At 25.6% G+C, this 14,542-nt stretch carries 15 protein-coding genes and 1 tRNA gene; 10 read left to right on the top strand and 6 right to left on the bottom strand.

From position 1 onward, the window contains the following. Genes hisA through AC5SLW_RS06485 form a run of 5 tightly spaced genes read left to right on the top strand, consistent with a single transcriptional unit; the run spans position 1 to position 2,641 of the window. Positions 1 to 720, top strand: a complete 720-nt coding sequence (gene hisA, locus AC5SLW_RS06505; protein ID WP_018413684.1) for a 1-(5-phosphoribosyl)-5-[(5-phosphoribosylamino)methylideneamino]imidazole-4-carboxamide isomerase — start codon at positions 1 to 3, stop codon at positions 718 to 720. Then, entirely contained in the window at positions 713 to 1,468 is a 756-nt protein-coding gene (gene hisF / locus AC5SLW_RS06500; RefSeq protein WP_018413683.1) for an imidazole glycerol phosphate synthase subunit HisF, read from the top strand. The genes hisA and hisF overlap by 8 nt, the downstream gene beginning before the upstream one ends. 2 nt (positions 1,469 to 1,470) lie before the next feature. Next, positions 1,471 to 1,776: a phosphoribosyl-ATP diphosphatase gene (gene hisE, locus AC5SLW_RS06495; RefSeq protein ID WP_494575038.1), complete on the top strand. Its 306-nt coding sequence runs from the start codon at positions 1,471 to 1,473 to the stop codon at positions 1,774 to 1,776. Beyond that, complete coding sequence (locus tag AC5SLW_RS06490) at positions 1,776 to 2,141, top strand: HIT domain-containing protein (RefSeq protein ID WP_018413681.1); 366 nt, start codon at positions 1,776 to 1,778, stop codon at positions 2,139 to 2,141. Before hisE ends, AC5SLW_RS06490 begins: the two co-directional genes overlap by 1 nt. After that, positions 2,138 to 2,641, top strand: coding sequence for a GNAT family N-acetyltransferase (locus AC5SLW_RS06485; protein ID WP_018413680.1), 504 nt, complete (start codon positions 2,138 to 2,140; stop codon positions 2,639 to 2,641). Before AC5SLW_RS06490 ends, AC5SLW_RS06485 begins: the two co-directional genes overlap by 4 nt. Here the strand turns inward: AC5SLW_RS06485 and AC5SLW_RS06480 are convergent, their stop codons facing one another. After that, complete coding sequence (locus AC5SLW_RS06480) at positions 2,642 to 3,112, bottom strand: LolA family protein (protein WP_494575035.1); 471 nt, start codon at positions 3,110 to 3,112, stop codon at positions 2,642 to 2,644. 83 nt (positions 3,113 to 3,195) lie between these two features. Further along, positions 3,196 to 5,286, bottom strand: a complete 2,091-nt coding sequence (locus AC5SLW_RS06475; protein ID WP_494575033.1) for an FtsK/SpoIIIE family DNA translocase — start codon at positions 5,284 to 5,286, stop codon at positions 3,196 to 3,198. 64 nt (positions 5,287 to 5,350) lie between these two features. Here AC5SLW_RS06475 and AC5SLW_RS06470 point away from each other — a divergent pair, with 64 nt between their 5' ends. Further along, positions 5,351 to 6,445 (top strand): FAD-dependent monooxygenase, encoded by a 1,095-nt coding sequence (locus AC5SLW_RS06470; protein WP_494575031.1) that lies wholly within the window; start codon positions 5,351 to 5,353, stop codon positions 6,443 to 6,445. 2 nt (positions 6,446 to 6,447) lie between these two features. Here the strand turns inward: AC5SLW_RS06470 and AC5SLW_RS06465 are convergent, their stop codons facing one another. Further along, a complete protein-coding gene (locus AC5SLW_RS06465; RefSeq protein WP_494575029.1) occupies positions 6,448 to 7,083 on the bottom strand; it encodes an LON peptidase substrate-binding domain-containing protein in 636 nt (211 codons plus the stop codon). A 48-nt stretch (positions 7,084 to 7,131) separates the two neighbouring features. Between AC5SLW_RS06465 and AC5SLW_RS06460 the strand changes: the two genes are divergently transcribed. The 3 genes from AC5SLW_RS06460 to AC5SLW_RS06450 all read left to right on the top strand — a co-directional run bounded on the left by AC5SLW_RS06460 (position 7,132) and on the right by AC5SLW_RS06450 (position 9,593). Next, positions 7,132 to 7,986, top strand: coding sequence for a sulfotransferase domain-containing protein (locus AC5SLW_RS06460; protein ID WP_494575027.1), 855 nt, complete (start codon positions 7,132 to 7,134; stop codon positions 7,984 to 7,986). Positions 7,987 to 8,114: 128 nt separating this feature from the next. Then, positions 8,115 to 8,189, top strand: a tRNA-Gly gene (locus AC5SLW_RS06455). Between the two features lie 93 nt (positions 8,190 to 8,282). Next, positions 8,283 to 9,593 carry a tetratricopeptide repeat protein gene (locus AC5SLW_RS06450; RefSeq protein WP_494575025.1) on the top strand — a complete coding sequence of 437 codons (1,311 nt, stop codon included), beginning with the start codon at positions 8,283 to 8,285 and terminating at the stop codon, positions 9,591 to 9,593. 2 nt (positions 9,594 to 9,595) lie between these two features. Here the strand turns inward: AC5SLW_RS06450 and AC5SLW_RS06445 are convergent, their stop codons facing one another. Beyond that, positions 9,596 to 10,957, bottom strand: coding sequence for a tetratricopeptide repeat-containing sulfotransferase family protein (locus tag AC5SLW_RS06445; protein ID WP_494575023.1), 1,362 nt, complete (start codon positions 10,955 to 10,957; stop codon positions 9,596 to 9,598). A gap of 101 nt (positions 10,958 to 11,058) precedes the next feature. Between AC5SLW_RS06445 and AC5SLW_RS06440 the strand changes: the two genes are divergently transcribed. Next, positions 11,059 to 11,403 (top strand): 4a-hydroxytetrahydrobiopterin dehydratase, encoded by a 345-nt coding sequence (locus tag AC5SLW_RS06440; RefSeq protein ID WP_494574014.1) that lies wholly within the window; start codon positions 11,059 to 11,061, stop codon positions 11,401 to 11,403. Here AC5SLW_RS06440 and purH read toward each other — a convergent pair. Continuing rightward, on the bottom strand, positions 11,393 to 12,949 hold the full coding sequence (gene purH, locus AC5SLW_RS06435; RefSeq protein WP_494575021.1) for a bifunctional phosphoribosylaminoimidazolecarboxamide formyltransferase/IMP cyclohydrolase: 1,557 nt from the start codon (positions 12,947 to 12,949) through the stop codon (positions 11,393 to 11,395). The genes AC5SLW_RS06440 and purH overlap by 11 nt on opposite strands. After that, on the bottom strand, positions 12,928 to 14,538 hold the full coding sequence (locus tag AC5SLW_RS06430) for a heparinase II/III family protein (protein ID WP_494575019.1): 1,611 nt from the start codon (positions 14,536 to 14,538) through the stop codon (positions 12,928 to 12,930). The genes purH and AC5SLW_RS06430 overlap by 22 nt, the downstream gene beginning before the upstream one ends. Between the last annotated feature and the right edge of the window lie 4 nt (positions 14,539 to 14,542).

The raw sequence follows: 14,542 nt of genomic DNA, 5'->3' as shown, positions 1-14,542 counted from the left end.
ATGAAAATATTTCCAGCTATAGATATTAAAGATAAGAAATGTGTAAGATTAATTAAAGGGGATTTTAATAACAAAACTGAATATGAAATATCACCGGTTGATCAAGCTGGTAAATACAAAGATCATGGCTTTAAAAATTTACACATTGTTGATTTAGATGGCGCCTTAACGGGAGAGACAGTTAACCTGGATATTATTAAAGAAATAGTTCATAAATTTGATTTAAAAATTGAAGTAGGTGGAGGCGTTAGAAGCATCGATAGTATTGAAAAATATATAAATGTAGGAGTTGAAAAAGTTATTTTAGGAAGTGCAGCTATAAAAGATAAAAATTTTTTAAAAGAAGCATGTCAAAAATTTCCAAATAAAATTGCCTTAGGTCTAGACGCTAAAGATGGATACTTGTCAGTTTCAGGATGGAAGGAAAATTCTAATCAATTGACTTTAGATTTTTTAAAAGAAGTAAACGATTATGGTGCAAGTAGATTAATCTATACAGACATAAATAGAGATGGCACTAAAGAAAGTCCTAATTTTGAAGAAACAACCAATGTTGCAAATGTATCTAATTGCCCGGTAATTATTTCAGGAGGGGTGTCTTCAATTGACGACATTAAAAAAGCAAAAGGTTTAAAAAATATTGAAGGAATAATAGTTGGTAAGGCTATTTATGATGGTGATATTAAACTGGAAGAATTAGTAAAAGAATTAGATGCTTAAAAATAGAATTATACCCTGTTTAGATGTTAAAAATGGCAGAGTTGTTAAAGGAATTAACTTTGTAGATTTAAAGGATGCCGGTGATCCAGTTGAGCAAGCTAAAATTTATAGTGATGGTGGTGCTGATGAGATTTGTTTTTTAGACATTACTGCTTCCAATGAAAATAGAGACACAATATATGATGTGGTTGAAAGAACGTCTAAAAAATGTTTTGTGCCGTTAACGGTTGGGGGTGGGGTTAGAGGAGTTGAAGATATTAATAAATTATTAAATTGTGGTGCAGATAAAGTTTCAATCAATACTGCGGCAGTTCAAAACCCTGAAATGATAATTGAAAGTTCAAAAAAATTTGGATCACAGTGCATTGTTGTTGCAATAGATGCTAAAAAAAATGGCAATAAATGGGAGATTTTTACTCATGGTGGAAGAAACAACACAAATATAGATGCAATAGAATTTGCAAAAAAAATGGAAGATAATGGAGCAGGAGAATTATTAGTTACTTCTATGGATAGAGATGGCACCCAAATTGGTTATGATAATGATTTAATGTTTAAAATATCTTCAACGGTTAACATACCCATAATTGCATCGGGTGGAGTAGGTAACCTGGATCACCTTGTGGATGGTATTAGACTTGGCAATGCTAGCGCTTTATTAGCAGCTTCAATCTTTCATTACGGAACACATTCAATTAATGAAGCTAAACAATATTTGAATTCAAAAGGAATTCCCGTTAGGATTTAGAGATGTCAGAAAATCTATTAAATTTAGTAAATACAATTAGAGACAGAAAAAATAAGGATGAAGATAAATCTTATACTTCATCATTATTATTAGGTGGCCTGTCAAAATGTATAGATAAAATGGAAGAAGAATTTGATGAACTAAAAGAGGCCCTAAATGATAAATCTAATATAGTTCATGAAGCAGCAGATACAATATATCATATATTAGTTACACTTGAGGCAGCCGATATTAAGTTTGAAGACGTCTTAAAAGAGTTGGAAGACAGAAAAAAACAATCAGGTATTGAAGAAAAGAATAATAGATAATGAGTTACGACAAAAATAATATTTTTGCAAAAATTTTGAGAAAAGAAATTCCTTGTAAAAAAATATTTGAAAATGAACATGTTCTTTCTTTTCATGATATAAGTCCTCAAAAAAAAATACATGCACTAGTTATTCCAAAAGGTGAGTACATTGATTTAGATGATTTTAATGCTAGAGCTTCAGATCAAGAGATCGTTGCGTTAAGTAAAGCTATTACAGAAGTTTCGAAAATATTAAATATCTCAACAGACACGGGTAAAGGTTATAGAGCTTTAACAAATTTGAGTGAAGATGGCGGTCAAGAGGTTCCACATTTACACTTCCATTTATTTGGAGGAGAAAAAGTTGGAAAAATGGTTGAGTGACAGAAAAAATTTACCGAAGTTATTTAGAGATAAGATCTCTAGATGAATTAAAAGAAGTTAAGAGGCCTGCAGAAAATTACTCCGTAGAGCTTGTAGAACCAAAAGATTTTCAATTAAATAAATTTTTTTACAAATCTATTGGTAAGAACTGTCAATGGATTGATAGACTTATTTGGACAGACTTAAAATGGACAGATTATGTTTCTAATGATCAGTTATCTACATACATTCTCAAAGATAAAAGTGAAATAGCTGGCTATTTTGAACTGTTATTTAATAAACAAAGCAAAGAAGCCGAAATTGCTTATTTTGGAATTTTAGAAGAATATTTTGGAAAAAAATTAGGAGGATATTTATTAAGTGAGGCAATTAAGTGCTCATTTAATATGGGTGGTGTAAGAGTTTGGCTTCACACTTGTTCTCTAGATCACAAAAATGCGTTAAAAAATTACCTAGCCAGAGGTATGAAAAATTTTAAGTCTGAAACTTTAATTAGATGATTAATTATTTTCAGGTAATTTAAAAATCTTTTCATCTATCTCTTTGTTTTTTTTGATAGAAGAAATAAATGTTATTGATAAGTTTTGATAAATATCTTCAGTTTGCCATCCAATTAAATTTAAATCTTTCTTATCAAAAAAAATATTAATTTCATTATTATTCTCAAAAATTTTAAAATTTAAATACTTATTATCAATATCTCTTGGCTCCAGTTCTTTTATTTTAGAAATTAGATATTCTTTATCTAGTAAAAATTCTAAAGGAGTTTTGTTAAGTGGATAACGATAATAGCTTCCTTTATTATTAGTCTTAATAACTAAAGAACGTCCATTTGAAACTAAATTTTTTTTATTAGCATTATTGTATACACAAAAAATTTTTTTAGGATATTCAATGATACATTTTCCATCTTCACTTTTATCATTAATGGTTTGTTTGAAATTAAAACTTAAATTATTAGTAAGTTTCATTTGCGAAATTATTTTATCTTTTGGGGATGAGTTGACTGGAAGATAAAAACTGAAAAACAATAAGATGATTATTACTTTACGCATTAAAGCACATCTCTTTTACCAACGTGATTAGCTTTACTCACAACCCCGTCAGCTTCCATCATATCAATAATTCTTGCAGCTCTATTATACCCTATTTGTAATTTTCTTTGTAAAAATGAAGTGGATGCCTTGCCTTCTGATTTAATAATATCAAGTGCAGCCTGGTACAACTCATCTTTATCTCCAGAGCTAGAAGTTTCTCCACTCAATTCTTTCTCATCAGCAAAATTTAAGATTTCATCTATATAATCTGGCTCTGCTTGACTTCTTAAATAATTATTAACTTTTTCAATTTCAGTTTCAGATACAAATGGAGCATGAATTCTAACGATCTTATTTGCTGAAGACATATAAAGCATATCTCCCTTACCAAGTAGTTGCTCTGCACCTTGTTCGCCTAAAATTGTTCTACTATCTATTTTTGAGGTTACCTGAAAAGATATTCTGGTTGGAAAATTTGCTTTAATAGTTCCTGTAATAACATCAACACTTGGTCTTTGTGTGGCCATTATAATGTGAATTCCAGCAGCTCTTGCCATTTGTGATAATTTTTGAATATAATTTTCTATTTCTTTACCAGCAACAAGCATTAGGTCAGACATTTCATCAACTACAACAACAATATAGGGCATGGCCAAAGTGTGCTTAGCATTATAGCCATCAATATTACGAACTCCTTCTTTGGTCATAAGTCGGTATCTATTTTCCATCTCTTTAACAACCCAACCTAAGACAGAAGCTGCTTTTTTTGCCTCAGTAATCACAGGACACAATAAGTGAGGTATGCCTTCATAGGTTGATAGTTCAAGCATTTTAGGATCGATGAGTATGAACTTACATTTGTCTGGCGTGTGCCTGTAGAGTAAAGACAAGATAATAGTATTTATACAAACAGACTTACCTGATCCAGTGGTTCCAGCAATTAATAAGTGAGGCATAGAAGCTAAGTCTCCAACAATAGGAACACCGGAAATGTTCTTACCAAGTGCAATTGGTAATCGAATATCTTTTTTATTAAAATCAGAGTTAGAGAGTATTTCACTTAAAAAAACATTCTCACGACTAGAATTTGGAAGCTCTATACCGATGGTGCTACGTCCTGGAATAGTAGCAATTCTTGCTGATTCAGAGCTAGTATTTCGAGCAATATCATCTGAGAGATTAATAATTTTTGATACTTTAACACCAGCTGCTGGCTCAAATTCATTGAGTGTTACCACAGGGCCATGACTAACCTTCTTTATATCTCCACTAACCCCAAAATCTAATAAGATTTTTTCTAAAAATTCACTATCAATATAATCTTCATCTTTTAGCTTTTCCCTATCTTTTTGTGTTGGGATTTTAAGTAAGTCGATAGTAGGTAGTTTGAAGCGAATTTTTTTACTAGGAGATTTATTTTCACTTTTTATAAAAGGTAAATCTTCTTGAATTAAATTTGTAATTTCTTCTTGTGGTATAAATTCACTAATTATCTCATTTTCATTAGTATAATTTTTTTCTTTTTTTATAAAGATTAATTTAAAAAGTTTTTTTATTAATTTATAAAAATAAATAATTTTAAAATGGATACTAATTAAAAATAAAATTATAATAATTAAAATTAAAAAGTAATAAGAAATTTGAGAATTAATATTAATTAAAGAAGTTAAAAAAGTTGTTTCTAAATATTTTCCAATAAAACCACCATTTCCATTAATATAAAGGTTGAAGGCAGTAGGGTAAAAAAAAGAGAAAAATAGAGAACCAAATGAAGAATAAAGAACTGAATAAAAAATACTTTCAAATATCAAAAAAATTTTCTTATTCAGAACTATATTTATGCCAGAAAATATGAGTGTAAATGGGATTAATAAAGAAATGAGTCCAAAAGTTTGAAAAAAAAGATCAGCTGTGTAACTTCCATTAAAACCAAGCAAATTTTTAATTTCTGTATTATCTGGGAAAATAAAATTAGGGTCATCAGGAGAAAAAGTTGCAAGGGAAATCAGCAAAAGAAGACCAATTATAATAAAAGCAATTCCAGCAGTTTCTATAATTCTATTTATACCAAAATTAATTGTATTGTTGGCTAATTTTTTAAATTCCATAAATAAATGAGTCTAATTAATCACTTTGTATCATCTAATTTTTATTGTTAAAATTAAAATTATTATGAATGTTTGTATTATTGGTGAAGGTCTAACTGCTCTATCTTTAGCTAAAAGCCTTATAAATAAAAAAATAAATGTTCATTATTATTATAAAAGTAGAAATAGTAATTTTTCCTCCAATAGAACAATAGGAATATCTAAAAGTAATTTTGAATTTTTCAAAGAAAAAATTTTTCAAATTTCAAAAAATAATTACTGGAAAATAAATAGAATAGAAATTTATACTGATAAAATTGATACAGAAAATTTATTAAAATTTGAAAATGATAAAAATGATCTATTTTATATTATAAAAAATGATGAGCTTCTAAAATCGTTAAATAATAACCTTATTAAAAGTAAATTTTTTAAAAAAATAATATTGAGCAAAAATATTAATGAGGAGTTTTTAAATAAAAAAGAATATGATTTAATAATAAATTGTGATGCAAATAATTTTTTAGCAAAAAAGTACTTTACAAAAAAAATTAGTAAAAATTATTATAATCTTGCTTATACCACTATTTTAAAACATAAAAAAATAGAGAATAATACAGCAACTCAAATTTTTACAAAGCAAGGTCCAATTGCATTTTTACCAATCTCTAACACTGAAACATCTGTAGTATACTCAATGGATATTAAGAATAAAAAATTTGATAATAGCGATGTAATAGATTTAATTAATAAAAATAATCCCAAATATCTAATTAATAAAATTGATAAATTAAATAGTTTTGAGTTGAGTTCTTCAAATTTAAGAAACTATTATCATAAAAATATCTTAGCTTTTGGAGACATGCTACACAGAGTGCACCCATTAGCAGGACAAGGATTTAATATGACAATACGAGATCTTAGAATTCTAACTAAAATTATTGAAGACAAAATTGAATTGGGTATGCAGTTAGATTCACAGATATTTGATGAATTTGAAAAAAAAACGAAAGATAAAAACTTTGTTTTTTCTAAAGCCATTGACTTAATTCATGAATCTTTTAATTTAGATAAAAAAATTCAAAATAAAAGCTTTAACAAAATTCTTAAAAATATTGGAAAAAATAAAAATCTAAATAATTATTTTATTAAACTAGCTGATGCAGGAATAAATTTTTAAGCCTACTGAATAGTTGTATTGTGAAAATCATCAAAACTGTAAGTACTCAATATTTCTGAAATTTTATCTTTTCTTTCTTCTAAATTTTTACTTTCTAATAAAATTTGTTTTTCTTCTAGTGAAAAAGGAGATGCCATTGCTAGAGCATTTATCGTTTCATTTAAATCTTGTTTCTCTAAAGATTTCCAATTTATAATATATCCTTTTTTTTCAAATAATAATTTTAAATCCTTAAATATTGACTCTAGATCAGAAAATTTTAATTTTTTTTTTTCAGGAGTTAAATCAAGCTCAAAATTATCATAACTAGTTTCGCAAATACGATAAGGTTTTGAACTTTTAATTTCTTTAGTTATTACAAACCGCGTTATACCATTTAGATCAATCATATACCTACCATCTGATGTATCTTTAAAATTGGTTATTTTACCTAAACAGCCAACCTTATGAAGACCAGGGATTGAACTATCATCATTATTTTTTGGTTGAACCAAACCAATCATCTTGTTTGTTTTCATGCTATCATTAATCATTTCAATATATCTTGGTTCAAATATATTTAAAGGAACTGTTGTATGAGGAAATATAATAAAATTACTAAGTGGAAAAACAGGTATTGTTTTTGGTAAATTTTTCATAAAATTTTATTACTAGTATAAGTATTATTCATCTATAATAATTGTACAATGATATTCTGGATAGCCTCTTACCCAAAAAGTGGAAATACTTGGTTAAGAACTTTGATTAGCGCCTATTATTATTCAAAAGATGGAATTTTTGAACAAAGTATTTTAAAAAATATAGAAATGTTCCCAGAAAGGAGTCATTTTGCAGGTTTTGATTATAATCAAGAAAATGTGGTAGATACTACAAAGCTATGGATTAAATCACAGGAAAAAATCAATGCTGATAAAAAAATAAGATTTTTTAAAACCCATAATGTTTTTGGTAAGGTAAACGGATATGACTTCACGAATAAACAAAATTCTGCAGGATGCGTTTACATTGTTAGAGACCCCAGAAATGTAATAACATCAATAAGAAATCATTATGAGATAAATTATGAAACATCTTTAAAATGGATGACGGATCCAAATAAATTTATTTATGATGTGGCGAGAGTAGAACAATATGGCTATAGTGACTTTCAATTTATAAGCTCTTGGAAAATAAACTATAGATCTTGGAAAGTTCAAAAAAAAATTCCAATAAAAATAATCCAATATGAAGATTTATTGAAGGAAACGTATGCAGTATTTAAAGATATTATTGAATTTATAAATAAAACTTTGAACATAAAGGAAAAAATAAACAATGATAAATTAAAAAATTCAGTCAACTCTACCTATTTTGACAAATTAAAAAATGACGAAAAGAAAAATGGTTTTGTTGAAGCGGTGCCCACAAGAAATAATAAAGAGAAAATTCCTTTTTTTAATTTAGGTCCTGATAATGATTGGAAGAAAATTTTAGATAAAGATCAACAAAGAGAACTACATGACATGTTTGAAGAAGATTTGATTAACCTTGGGTATAAATAACAATAGTTTAAAAAACTTAATTCTAGTAAATAGTCTTTTAGTTATATTCATTAAAAATCGTTATATTAATTTAAAACTTTATTATTGATTGAACTAAAAAAACCATCTATTTATAATATCTTTTATAAGCGGGTCTAGCTCATTGGTAGAGCGAATCGTTGCCAACGATTAGGTAGAGGGTTCGATTCCCTTGACCCGCTCCATTGTTTTGAGCGCTTAGTTATCTTAATAGATATACAACACAATCTAGTTTCATTAAAAGTGCATATTAATATTAATAATATAATATTATTAATATGATTAAAAACGCAATTGAAATCGATATAATTATTCAAAAATTAAAAGATGGATATTTGGATGATGGTTTAACTAAATTAAAAAAGATAATCATAACAAACTCAAACAAACATTTAATATATAAACTTTTTGCATCAATTTATTTTAAAAAAAAAAACTGGGAGAGTTCAATTCATTATTATAATAAAATATTACTTTTTGAAGATAAAAAATTTAGAATATATAATAATATTGGTGTAGCTTTATTTAACCTTGGAAAAATTAATGAATCAATCAAGACATTTAAAAAAGCAATTATAGAAAATCCTAATTTTGATTTAGTATATAGCAATATAGGCAGCTCCTATAATGAACTAGGTTGTTATGAAGTTGCAGCAAAATATTTTTCACAAGCTTTAATTTTGAACGAAAAAAATTATAGTGCAAAAAAAAATTTAATTAATTTATTTCTAGTTGTCAAAATAGAAAGTGCAAATGAACATTCTTTAATAAAAATAAATAATAAAATTAAAAATATTAATAATAAAATTACCAATAATGACTCTATCAAATTGGAAAATATAAAAAATCTTTTAAAAATTAGTGATAATATAATTAAAACTTATGAAAAAGAATTTAACTATAATGAAACACAAATATATAGAAAAAATTCAATTGATTTAAACTGTAAAAGACATTTTAAGGTATTTAATGAATTTAACATTATACCTGAATATTGTTTTGCCTGTTATAAAATTCAAATAATTTTAAGAAATGTAGTGGATTTAATTAGACTATTCTTTATTTTTGATAATCTTTATTTAGAAAAAAACAATATAAGGAAGTGCATAATAGAAACTAGATTTAATATTCCAGGAAATTATAAGGGTTATATTTATTGCGATGGAATAGATGAAGCGAAGAAAATTTTTGATAAAATTTCTGAAATTACTAATAAGAATAAATTTGAGGGAATTCAGATTATAATAAAACATGGCTGCTCAGAATTTTATGAATCATATCCAGATTTTGAAAAGATAAATGTCAACCAAAAGCAACAAATGGAATATGATAAAAATTGGAAAAATAAAGAATTAATGATTGATAATAAGATTCCTATAAGAAATGAACTAGATAAAAAAAAAATTCATAAATCTCTAAAAGGGATAAATTTATCTGATATTTTGATTATTAAAAATTGGATAAGTTATGCTAATTTAATTGGCGATTTTAGTTACAAAAATATTTATTCTGGAGATGTGAGATCAAGCTTTATTAATAGTATCTTGGAACCACAATTAACATTTAGAAAAAAAGATCTTATAAAATAAAATTAGGTATCTTTTAACCATTCATATTTATTTTTATACGAATCTAGTAAATCTACATAGGGCCTATATTTTTTAATATCGTAGATAGATATCTTTTTTCTAATCTGATTAAAACTAATCGTTTTACTATATAAATCTTTTCTTTTATAAAATTCTAAATATTTTTTATTCCATTTTAAATTACAAAATTCATAGATTCTTTTTCCATTTTCTTCAGCTTCATTAGTAAACTTTTTTAAATCTATATCTAAAATTATATTTGGATATTTTATTTTGAAATAATTTATTATTTTTTTATAGTTATTTATGTAATCTAATATATCTTCCATTTTATGTGTCCATGATAATTCAGGAAGCATAGATTGATATATTGAAATAACCGAGTCTATTGAGTCTCTAAATGTGTGTAGAAACTTAGCGTTAGGAAAAATTTTCAAAATTATCTCAATATTAAAAAAATTTTCAAGAGATTTGTCAATAAATGTAAAATTTAAATTTGTGTTTATAACGTTGAAATTATTGTATCTTTTCAAAATAGAATTTTCTAATTTCGCTTGGTTAATTTCAAATATAAATTTATTAGGATCAAAATTTTTTGAGAAAATTTTAGGACCAACTTGTTCAAGTATCGACATATTAATAACATGACTCTCTGCACAAGTTTTTACTGTTTGATCACTTGAAGTTAATAGTGATTCTATTAATGTTGAACCAGATCTAGGAAGTCCAATTATAAATATTGGAGTATTATTTTTTGGAGTATTTTGAATATTTGTAAATTGAATTTTATTGTAAAATTTATTTATAATTTCATTATAATAAAACTGTGAAGATTTATTGTAAGTAAAATTAGAATTAAAACTATTTATATTAAAATTTTTTAGATTTTTAATCTCATTTTTATAATTTTTATTTTTCTGTGCTATCTTGGCTAAAATAAAATATACCAAACTTTTTTCATAAAGACTAATTTGGTCATTTTTTTTTATTTTATTAATATATTGATAATGTTCATTTGTTAAAAAATTAATATCAAGCATTAAAAGAGAAAAATATGGTCTAATATTATTTTTTTCTAAAGTGATTAATTTTAAATAAATATCTTTAGCAGAGTCTATTTTGCCAATACTTTGTTTTGCAATAGCAAGATTAAATAAAGCACTTTTTGAGTCCGGATCAAATTTTAGATATTCCGTGTAATTTAATATACTTTTATTAAAATCATTTAATTCTGAATATATTAACCCTAAATAAAAATAAATAGTGTTATTTTTTATTCCATTTTTTTGTAATTTTAAAAAAACATCTAAAGCTTTTCCATACTCTTTTTGTTTTATAAATTTTTGGGCCTCTAAAAAATTCATTTTAATGAGTATATTAAATTTTTTGTATTATTTATCAATTTTCTTAAATGGATTTCATTTTTTAATATCCTATATATATTTAATTTTATATAAATTAATCAATGAGTGATTTACTTAATAAGAAATGTGTACCATGTGAGGGTGGAATTTTACCTTTTGATATTAGTGAAATTCATAAATATCAAAAAAAAGTTGATGGTTGGGATGTTAAAAAAAATACAAAAGAAATATATTTTTTAGAGAAAAATTTTACTTTTAAGAATTTTGTTAATAGTCAAAATTTTATAAATAAAGTTAGTGAAATATCGGAAAATGAAAATCATCATCCAGATATTTCGTTTGGTTGGGGATATGCTAAAATTGTAATTACTACTCACGCTATTGAAGGACTGTCAGAAAATGATTTTATTTTAGCAGCAAAAATTGATCAAATTTTTAATGTCTAAAATGTCTTGTTTTAGAGAAAACTAAAATAGTACCAGTTTGGTTTGCAAATTTTATTATCTCCTTATCTCTAATTGATCCAGAAGGCTGTATTACAGCTGAAACTCCTGATTGTACTAATTTTTCAATACCATCAACAAATGGAAAAAATGCGTCAGAAGCTGCTACAACATCTTCTTTTAAGTTTTGAAATTTATTCATTTTATCTATAGCAATTTGACAGCTATCAAGTCTACTAGGTTGTCCTGAACCAATACCAATGGTTGTTTCTTGGCTTGCAAGAACAATTGCATTTGATTTTACATATCTACAAACATTAAATGCAAAAATTAAATTTTTTAACTGAGATTTATTTGGTTTTAGTTTTGAAACAACTTTGAAATCTTTAGGTTCAAAAACTTTTAAATCCTCAGATTGTGTTAAAATAGATTCATTCACAGAGCCAAATCTTATTAAATCTTTCATCATAAATTCTGATGCATCAATAATTCTTATATTTTTTTTCTTTTTTAAAATTTTTAAAGCATCAGTTTGAAAACCATTAGCAATAATAACCTCTAAGAAAATTTTATTAAGTTCTAATGCTAGAATTTTATTCATTTTGAAATTACAAGAAACTATTCCACCAAAAGCGCTAACTGGATCAGAAGCAAGAGCCAATTTATAACTTTTTAAACTATTTTTATTAATCGAAACACCACAAGGATTAGCGTGTTTAACTATAACGGTTCCGGAGTTTTTTGGTAAAGATTTTGATATTGTTAATGCAGAAAAAATATCATTATAATTATTATAACTTAACTGCTTACCATGAATTTGTTTAATATTAAGATTTTGAGTTTTAGAATAAATTGCAGCTTCTTGATGTGGATTTTCACCATAACTTAATTTTTCAATTAAATTTCCATAAATAATTTTTTTTTTGGGAAAATTGTTTTTTTTAATTTTATTAAAATAGTTAGAAATTACAGCATCATAATAAGCTGTTTCAGAAAAGGCCTCTAAAGACATCTTTTCTCTAAATTCAATAGATGTTGATCCCTTATTATTTTCTAATTCATTAATTAAGGTTTCATATTGATCTGAGGATGTAATAACAGTAACATCGTTATAGTTTTTGGCAGCTGCCCTAACCATAGTGGGACCTCCAACATCAATATTCTCTATTATTTTTGAATGATTGGTTGTTTGATCTAAAGTTTTTTCAAAAGGATAAAAGTTAACAATAACAAGGTCAATTTCATCATATTGATTAGCTTTTAGTTCTTTAGTGTGAGATTTGTCGTTTCTTTTACTTAATATACCAGCATGAATTTTTGGGTGTAGCGTTTTAACTCTTCCACCAAGAATTTCTGGTGAACCAGTATACTCTGAAACTTCTTGGCATTTAAATTTAAGTTTCTTTATTTCTTTAAAGGTGCCTCCAGAGCTAATTAATTCAATTTTGTATTTCGCTAAAACTCTTAAAAGACTGCCTAAATCTTTTTTATCAGATACTGAAATAAGAGCTTTTTTTATTTTTTTCATTATAATTTTGTGATTTCCCATCTTATAGTTTGATTTTCTTCATTAGTCATTCCTGAAATAAATATATTTTGATTATTTGTAAAAGAATTTTTTTCTCCAAAATATAACCCTTCTTCAATATTTATCTTAGAATTTTCTGAGCTAAATTTCCAACCTTCTCCATCAAGATCAATAAGTATTGATTTTTCATCTTGAGTTTTCATTAATCGAATATTTGGCTCCAAATGAAATCTAATATCAAATTTTAAGTTTTTAATACCCTTGTTAGAAATAATTTTATCATGGCCAATGAATTTTAATTGTTCTGGGTAAAATTCTATTTCTCGATCATGAACAATACCAAGTGGTTTTGAATAGCCATCATGAGAAGCATTAATTTTCCAATAATTTTTTTCAAATACTACTTTTTTTTTTAATATTCTTAATTCTTGATTAATTTTAGATTTTTTACCTCTTACTTTGTTAAAATTACAAGAGGATTTATCATCTAAAATTAGTGTGCTATGGACTGCGCTTGACTTAGATATCTCATTTAATTGATGATCAATTTTTTGAAAATAACCACAATTACTAATTAATTTTTTATTATTTGATATAATCTCAAAAGATAAAGCACCAGCTTGATAATCTGAAGATAATTTTTTATTTGGGCTCGATCCAATATCCATTATTAAAGAATTTTTTTTATTATTAAGGACAACATAGCCACCCAGCTCATTATTTTGATTTTTAAAATTATATCCAAGTCTTTTTAAATAAAGGTCAAAATTATGGTTATTTGTTTTATGATTACCATTAAAGAGAAAATCTATTTTATTGTTTTGCCAAATAAAAGTGTAAGCCTGACCTAAATAATATATATTTTCATTTATAAAATCTGGTATTTCATTTTGAGATTCTTTGAACCATTCCCTAATTAATATAAAATATTTTAAGTAAAAACTTAACTGTCTAATATTCCTTGATTTTGGAAAGCCATCATTATCCAATGAATATTTGGCTAATTTTTTTACTAAACTTAACCCAATATTTAAATAATTATTATTTTGAGGGTACGATAGACCAGTTAAAATGATAGCTGCACAGCCTATAATTTTATTATCGATTAATTCAGAGACTTCAATTTCATTAATAAGGTGATTGATCTGCTTCTTTATAGTGCCGTTAAACTTGTCTTTATAATCTATATTACCATCTTCATAGGTAAGTCTAGAATTTGAAATCCAAGCTATTATTCTTTTTCCAATTATATCAATTTTCCAATTTTTAGAGTTGTACCTGTCATTTGTATTAATCCATTGATTAATGACATTTTGAGTATCTTTTTTTGAAGATCTAAGATCTAGGCTAAATAGCCAAAAAAAACTGTTTAAATTTTGTTGGTCTTTTTCTTTTAAATTTGGATTATCCCAAATTTCATTTAACGAATAATTTTCTATGTTAATCTTTTTTTTATCATATTTTATAAGGCCATCTAACAAGCTAGGGCTTGGCTGATATTCGAGTAACTCAATAGAAGAGGGTGTAATTTTTTTATTATATAGATAGGAGTTTAAATAAAAGTGACGAATTTTTTTTTTAATAAGTCTAAATGAATTGTTTAAAATCATTATT

It is taken from the genome of Candidatus Pelagibacter sp. PS_40 (genome assembly GCF_059417765.1).
This window is presented reverse-complemented; position numbering and strand designations above follow the sequence as displayed.

Bases quoted from the DNA above. Each gene is read 5' to 3' on its own strand.
- hisA (WP_018413684.1), top strand. From the start codon at position 1: ATGAAAATATTTCCAGCTATAGATATTAAAGATAAGAAATGTGTAAGA.
- hisF (WP_018413683.1), top strand. From the start codon at position 713: ATGCTTAAAAATAGAATTATACCCTGTTTAGATGTTAAAAATGGCAGA.
- hisE (WP_494575038.1), top strand. From the start codon at position 1,471: ATGTCAGAAAATCTATTAAATTTAGTAAATACAATTAGAGACAGAAAA.
- AC5SLW_RS06490 (WP_018413681.1), top strand. From the start codon at position 1,776: ATGAGTTACGACAAAAATAATATTTTTGCAAAAATTTTGAGAAAAGAA.
- AC5SLW_RS06480 (WP_494575035.1), bottom strand. From the start codon at position 3,112: ATGAAACTTACTAATAATTTAAGTTTTAATTTCAAACAAACCATTAAT.
- AC5SLW_RS06475 (WP_494575033.1), bottom strand. From the start codon at position 5,286: ATGGAATTTAAAAAATTAGCCAACAATACAATTAATTTTGGTATAAAT.
- AC5SLW_RS06470 (WP_494575031.1), top strand. From the start codon at position 5,351: ATGAATGTTTGTATTATTGGTGAAGGTCTAACTGCTCTATCTTTAGCT.
- AC5SLW_RS06465 (WP_494575029.1), bottom strand. From the start codon at position 7,083: ATGAAAAATTTACCAAAAACAATACCTGTTTTTCCACTTAGTAATTTT.
- AC5SLW_RS06460 (WP_494575027.1), top strand. From the start codon at position 7,132: ATGATATTCTGGATAGCCTCTTACCCAAAAAGTGGAAATACTTGGTTA.
- AC5SLW_RS06450 (WP_494575025.1), top strand. From the start codon at position 8,283: ATGATTAAAAACGCAATTGAAATCGATATAATTATTCAAAAATTAAAA.
- AC5SLW_RS06445 (WP_494575023.1), bottom strand. From the start codon at position 10,957: ATGAATTTTTTAGAGGCCCAAAAATTTATAAAACAAAAAGAGTATGGA.
- AC5SLW_RS06440 (WP_494574014.1), top strand. From the start codon at position 11,059: ATGAGTGATTTACTTAATAAGAAATGTGTACCATGTGAGGGTGGAATT.
- purH (WP_494575021.1), bottom strand. From the start codon at position 12,949: ATGGGAAATCACAAAATTATAATGAAAAAAATAAAAAAAGCTCTTATT.
- AC5SLW_RS06430 (WP_494575019.1), bottom strand. From the start codon at position 14,538: ATGATTTTAAACAATTCATTTAGACTTATTAAAAAAAAAATTCGTCAC.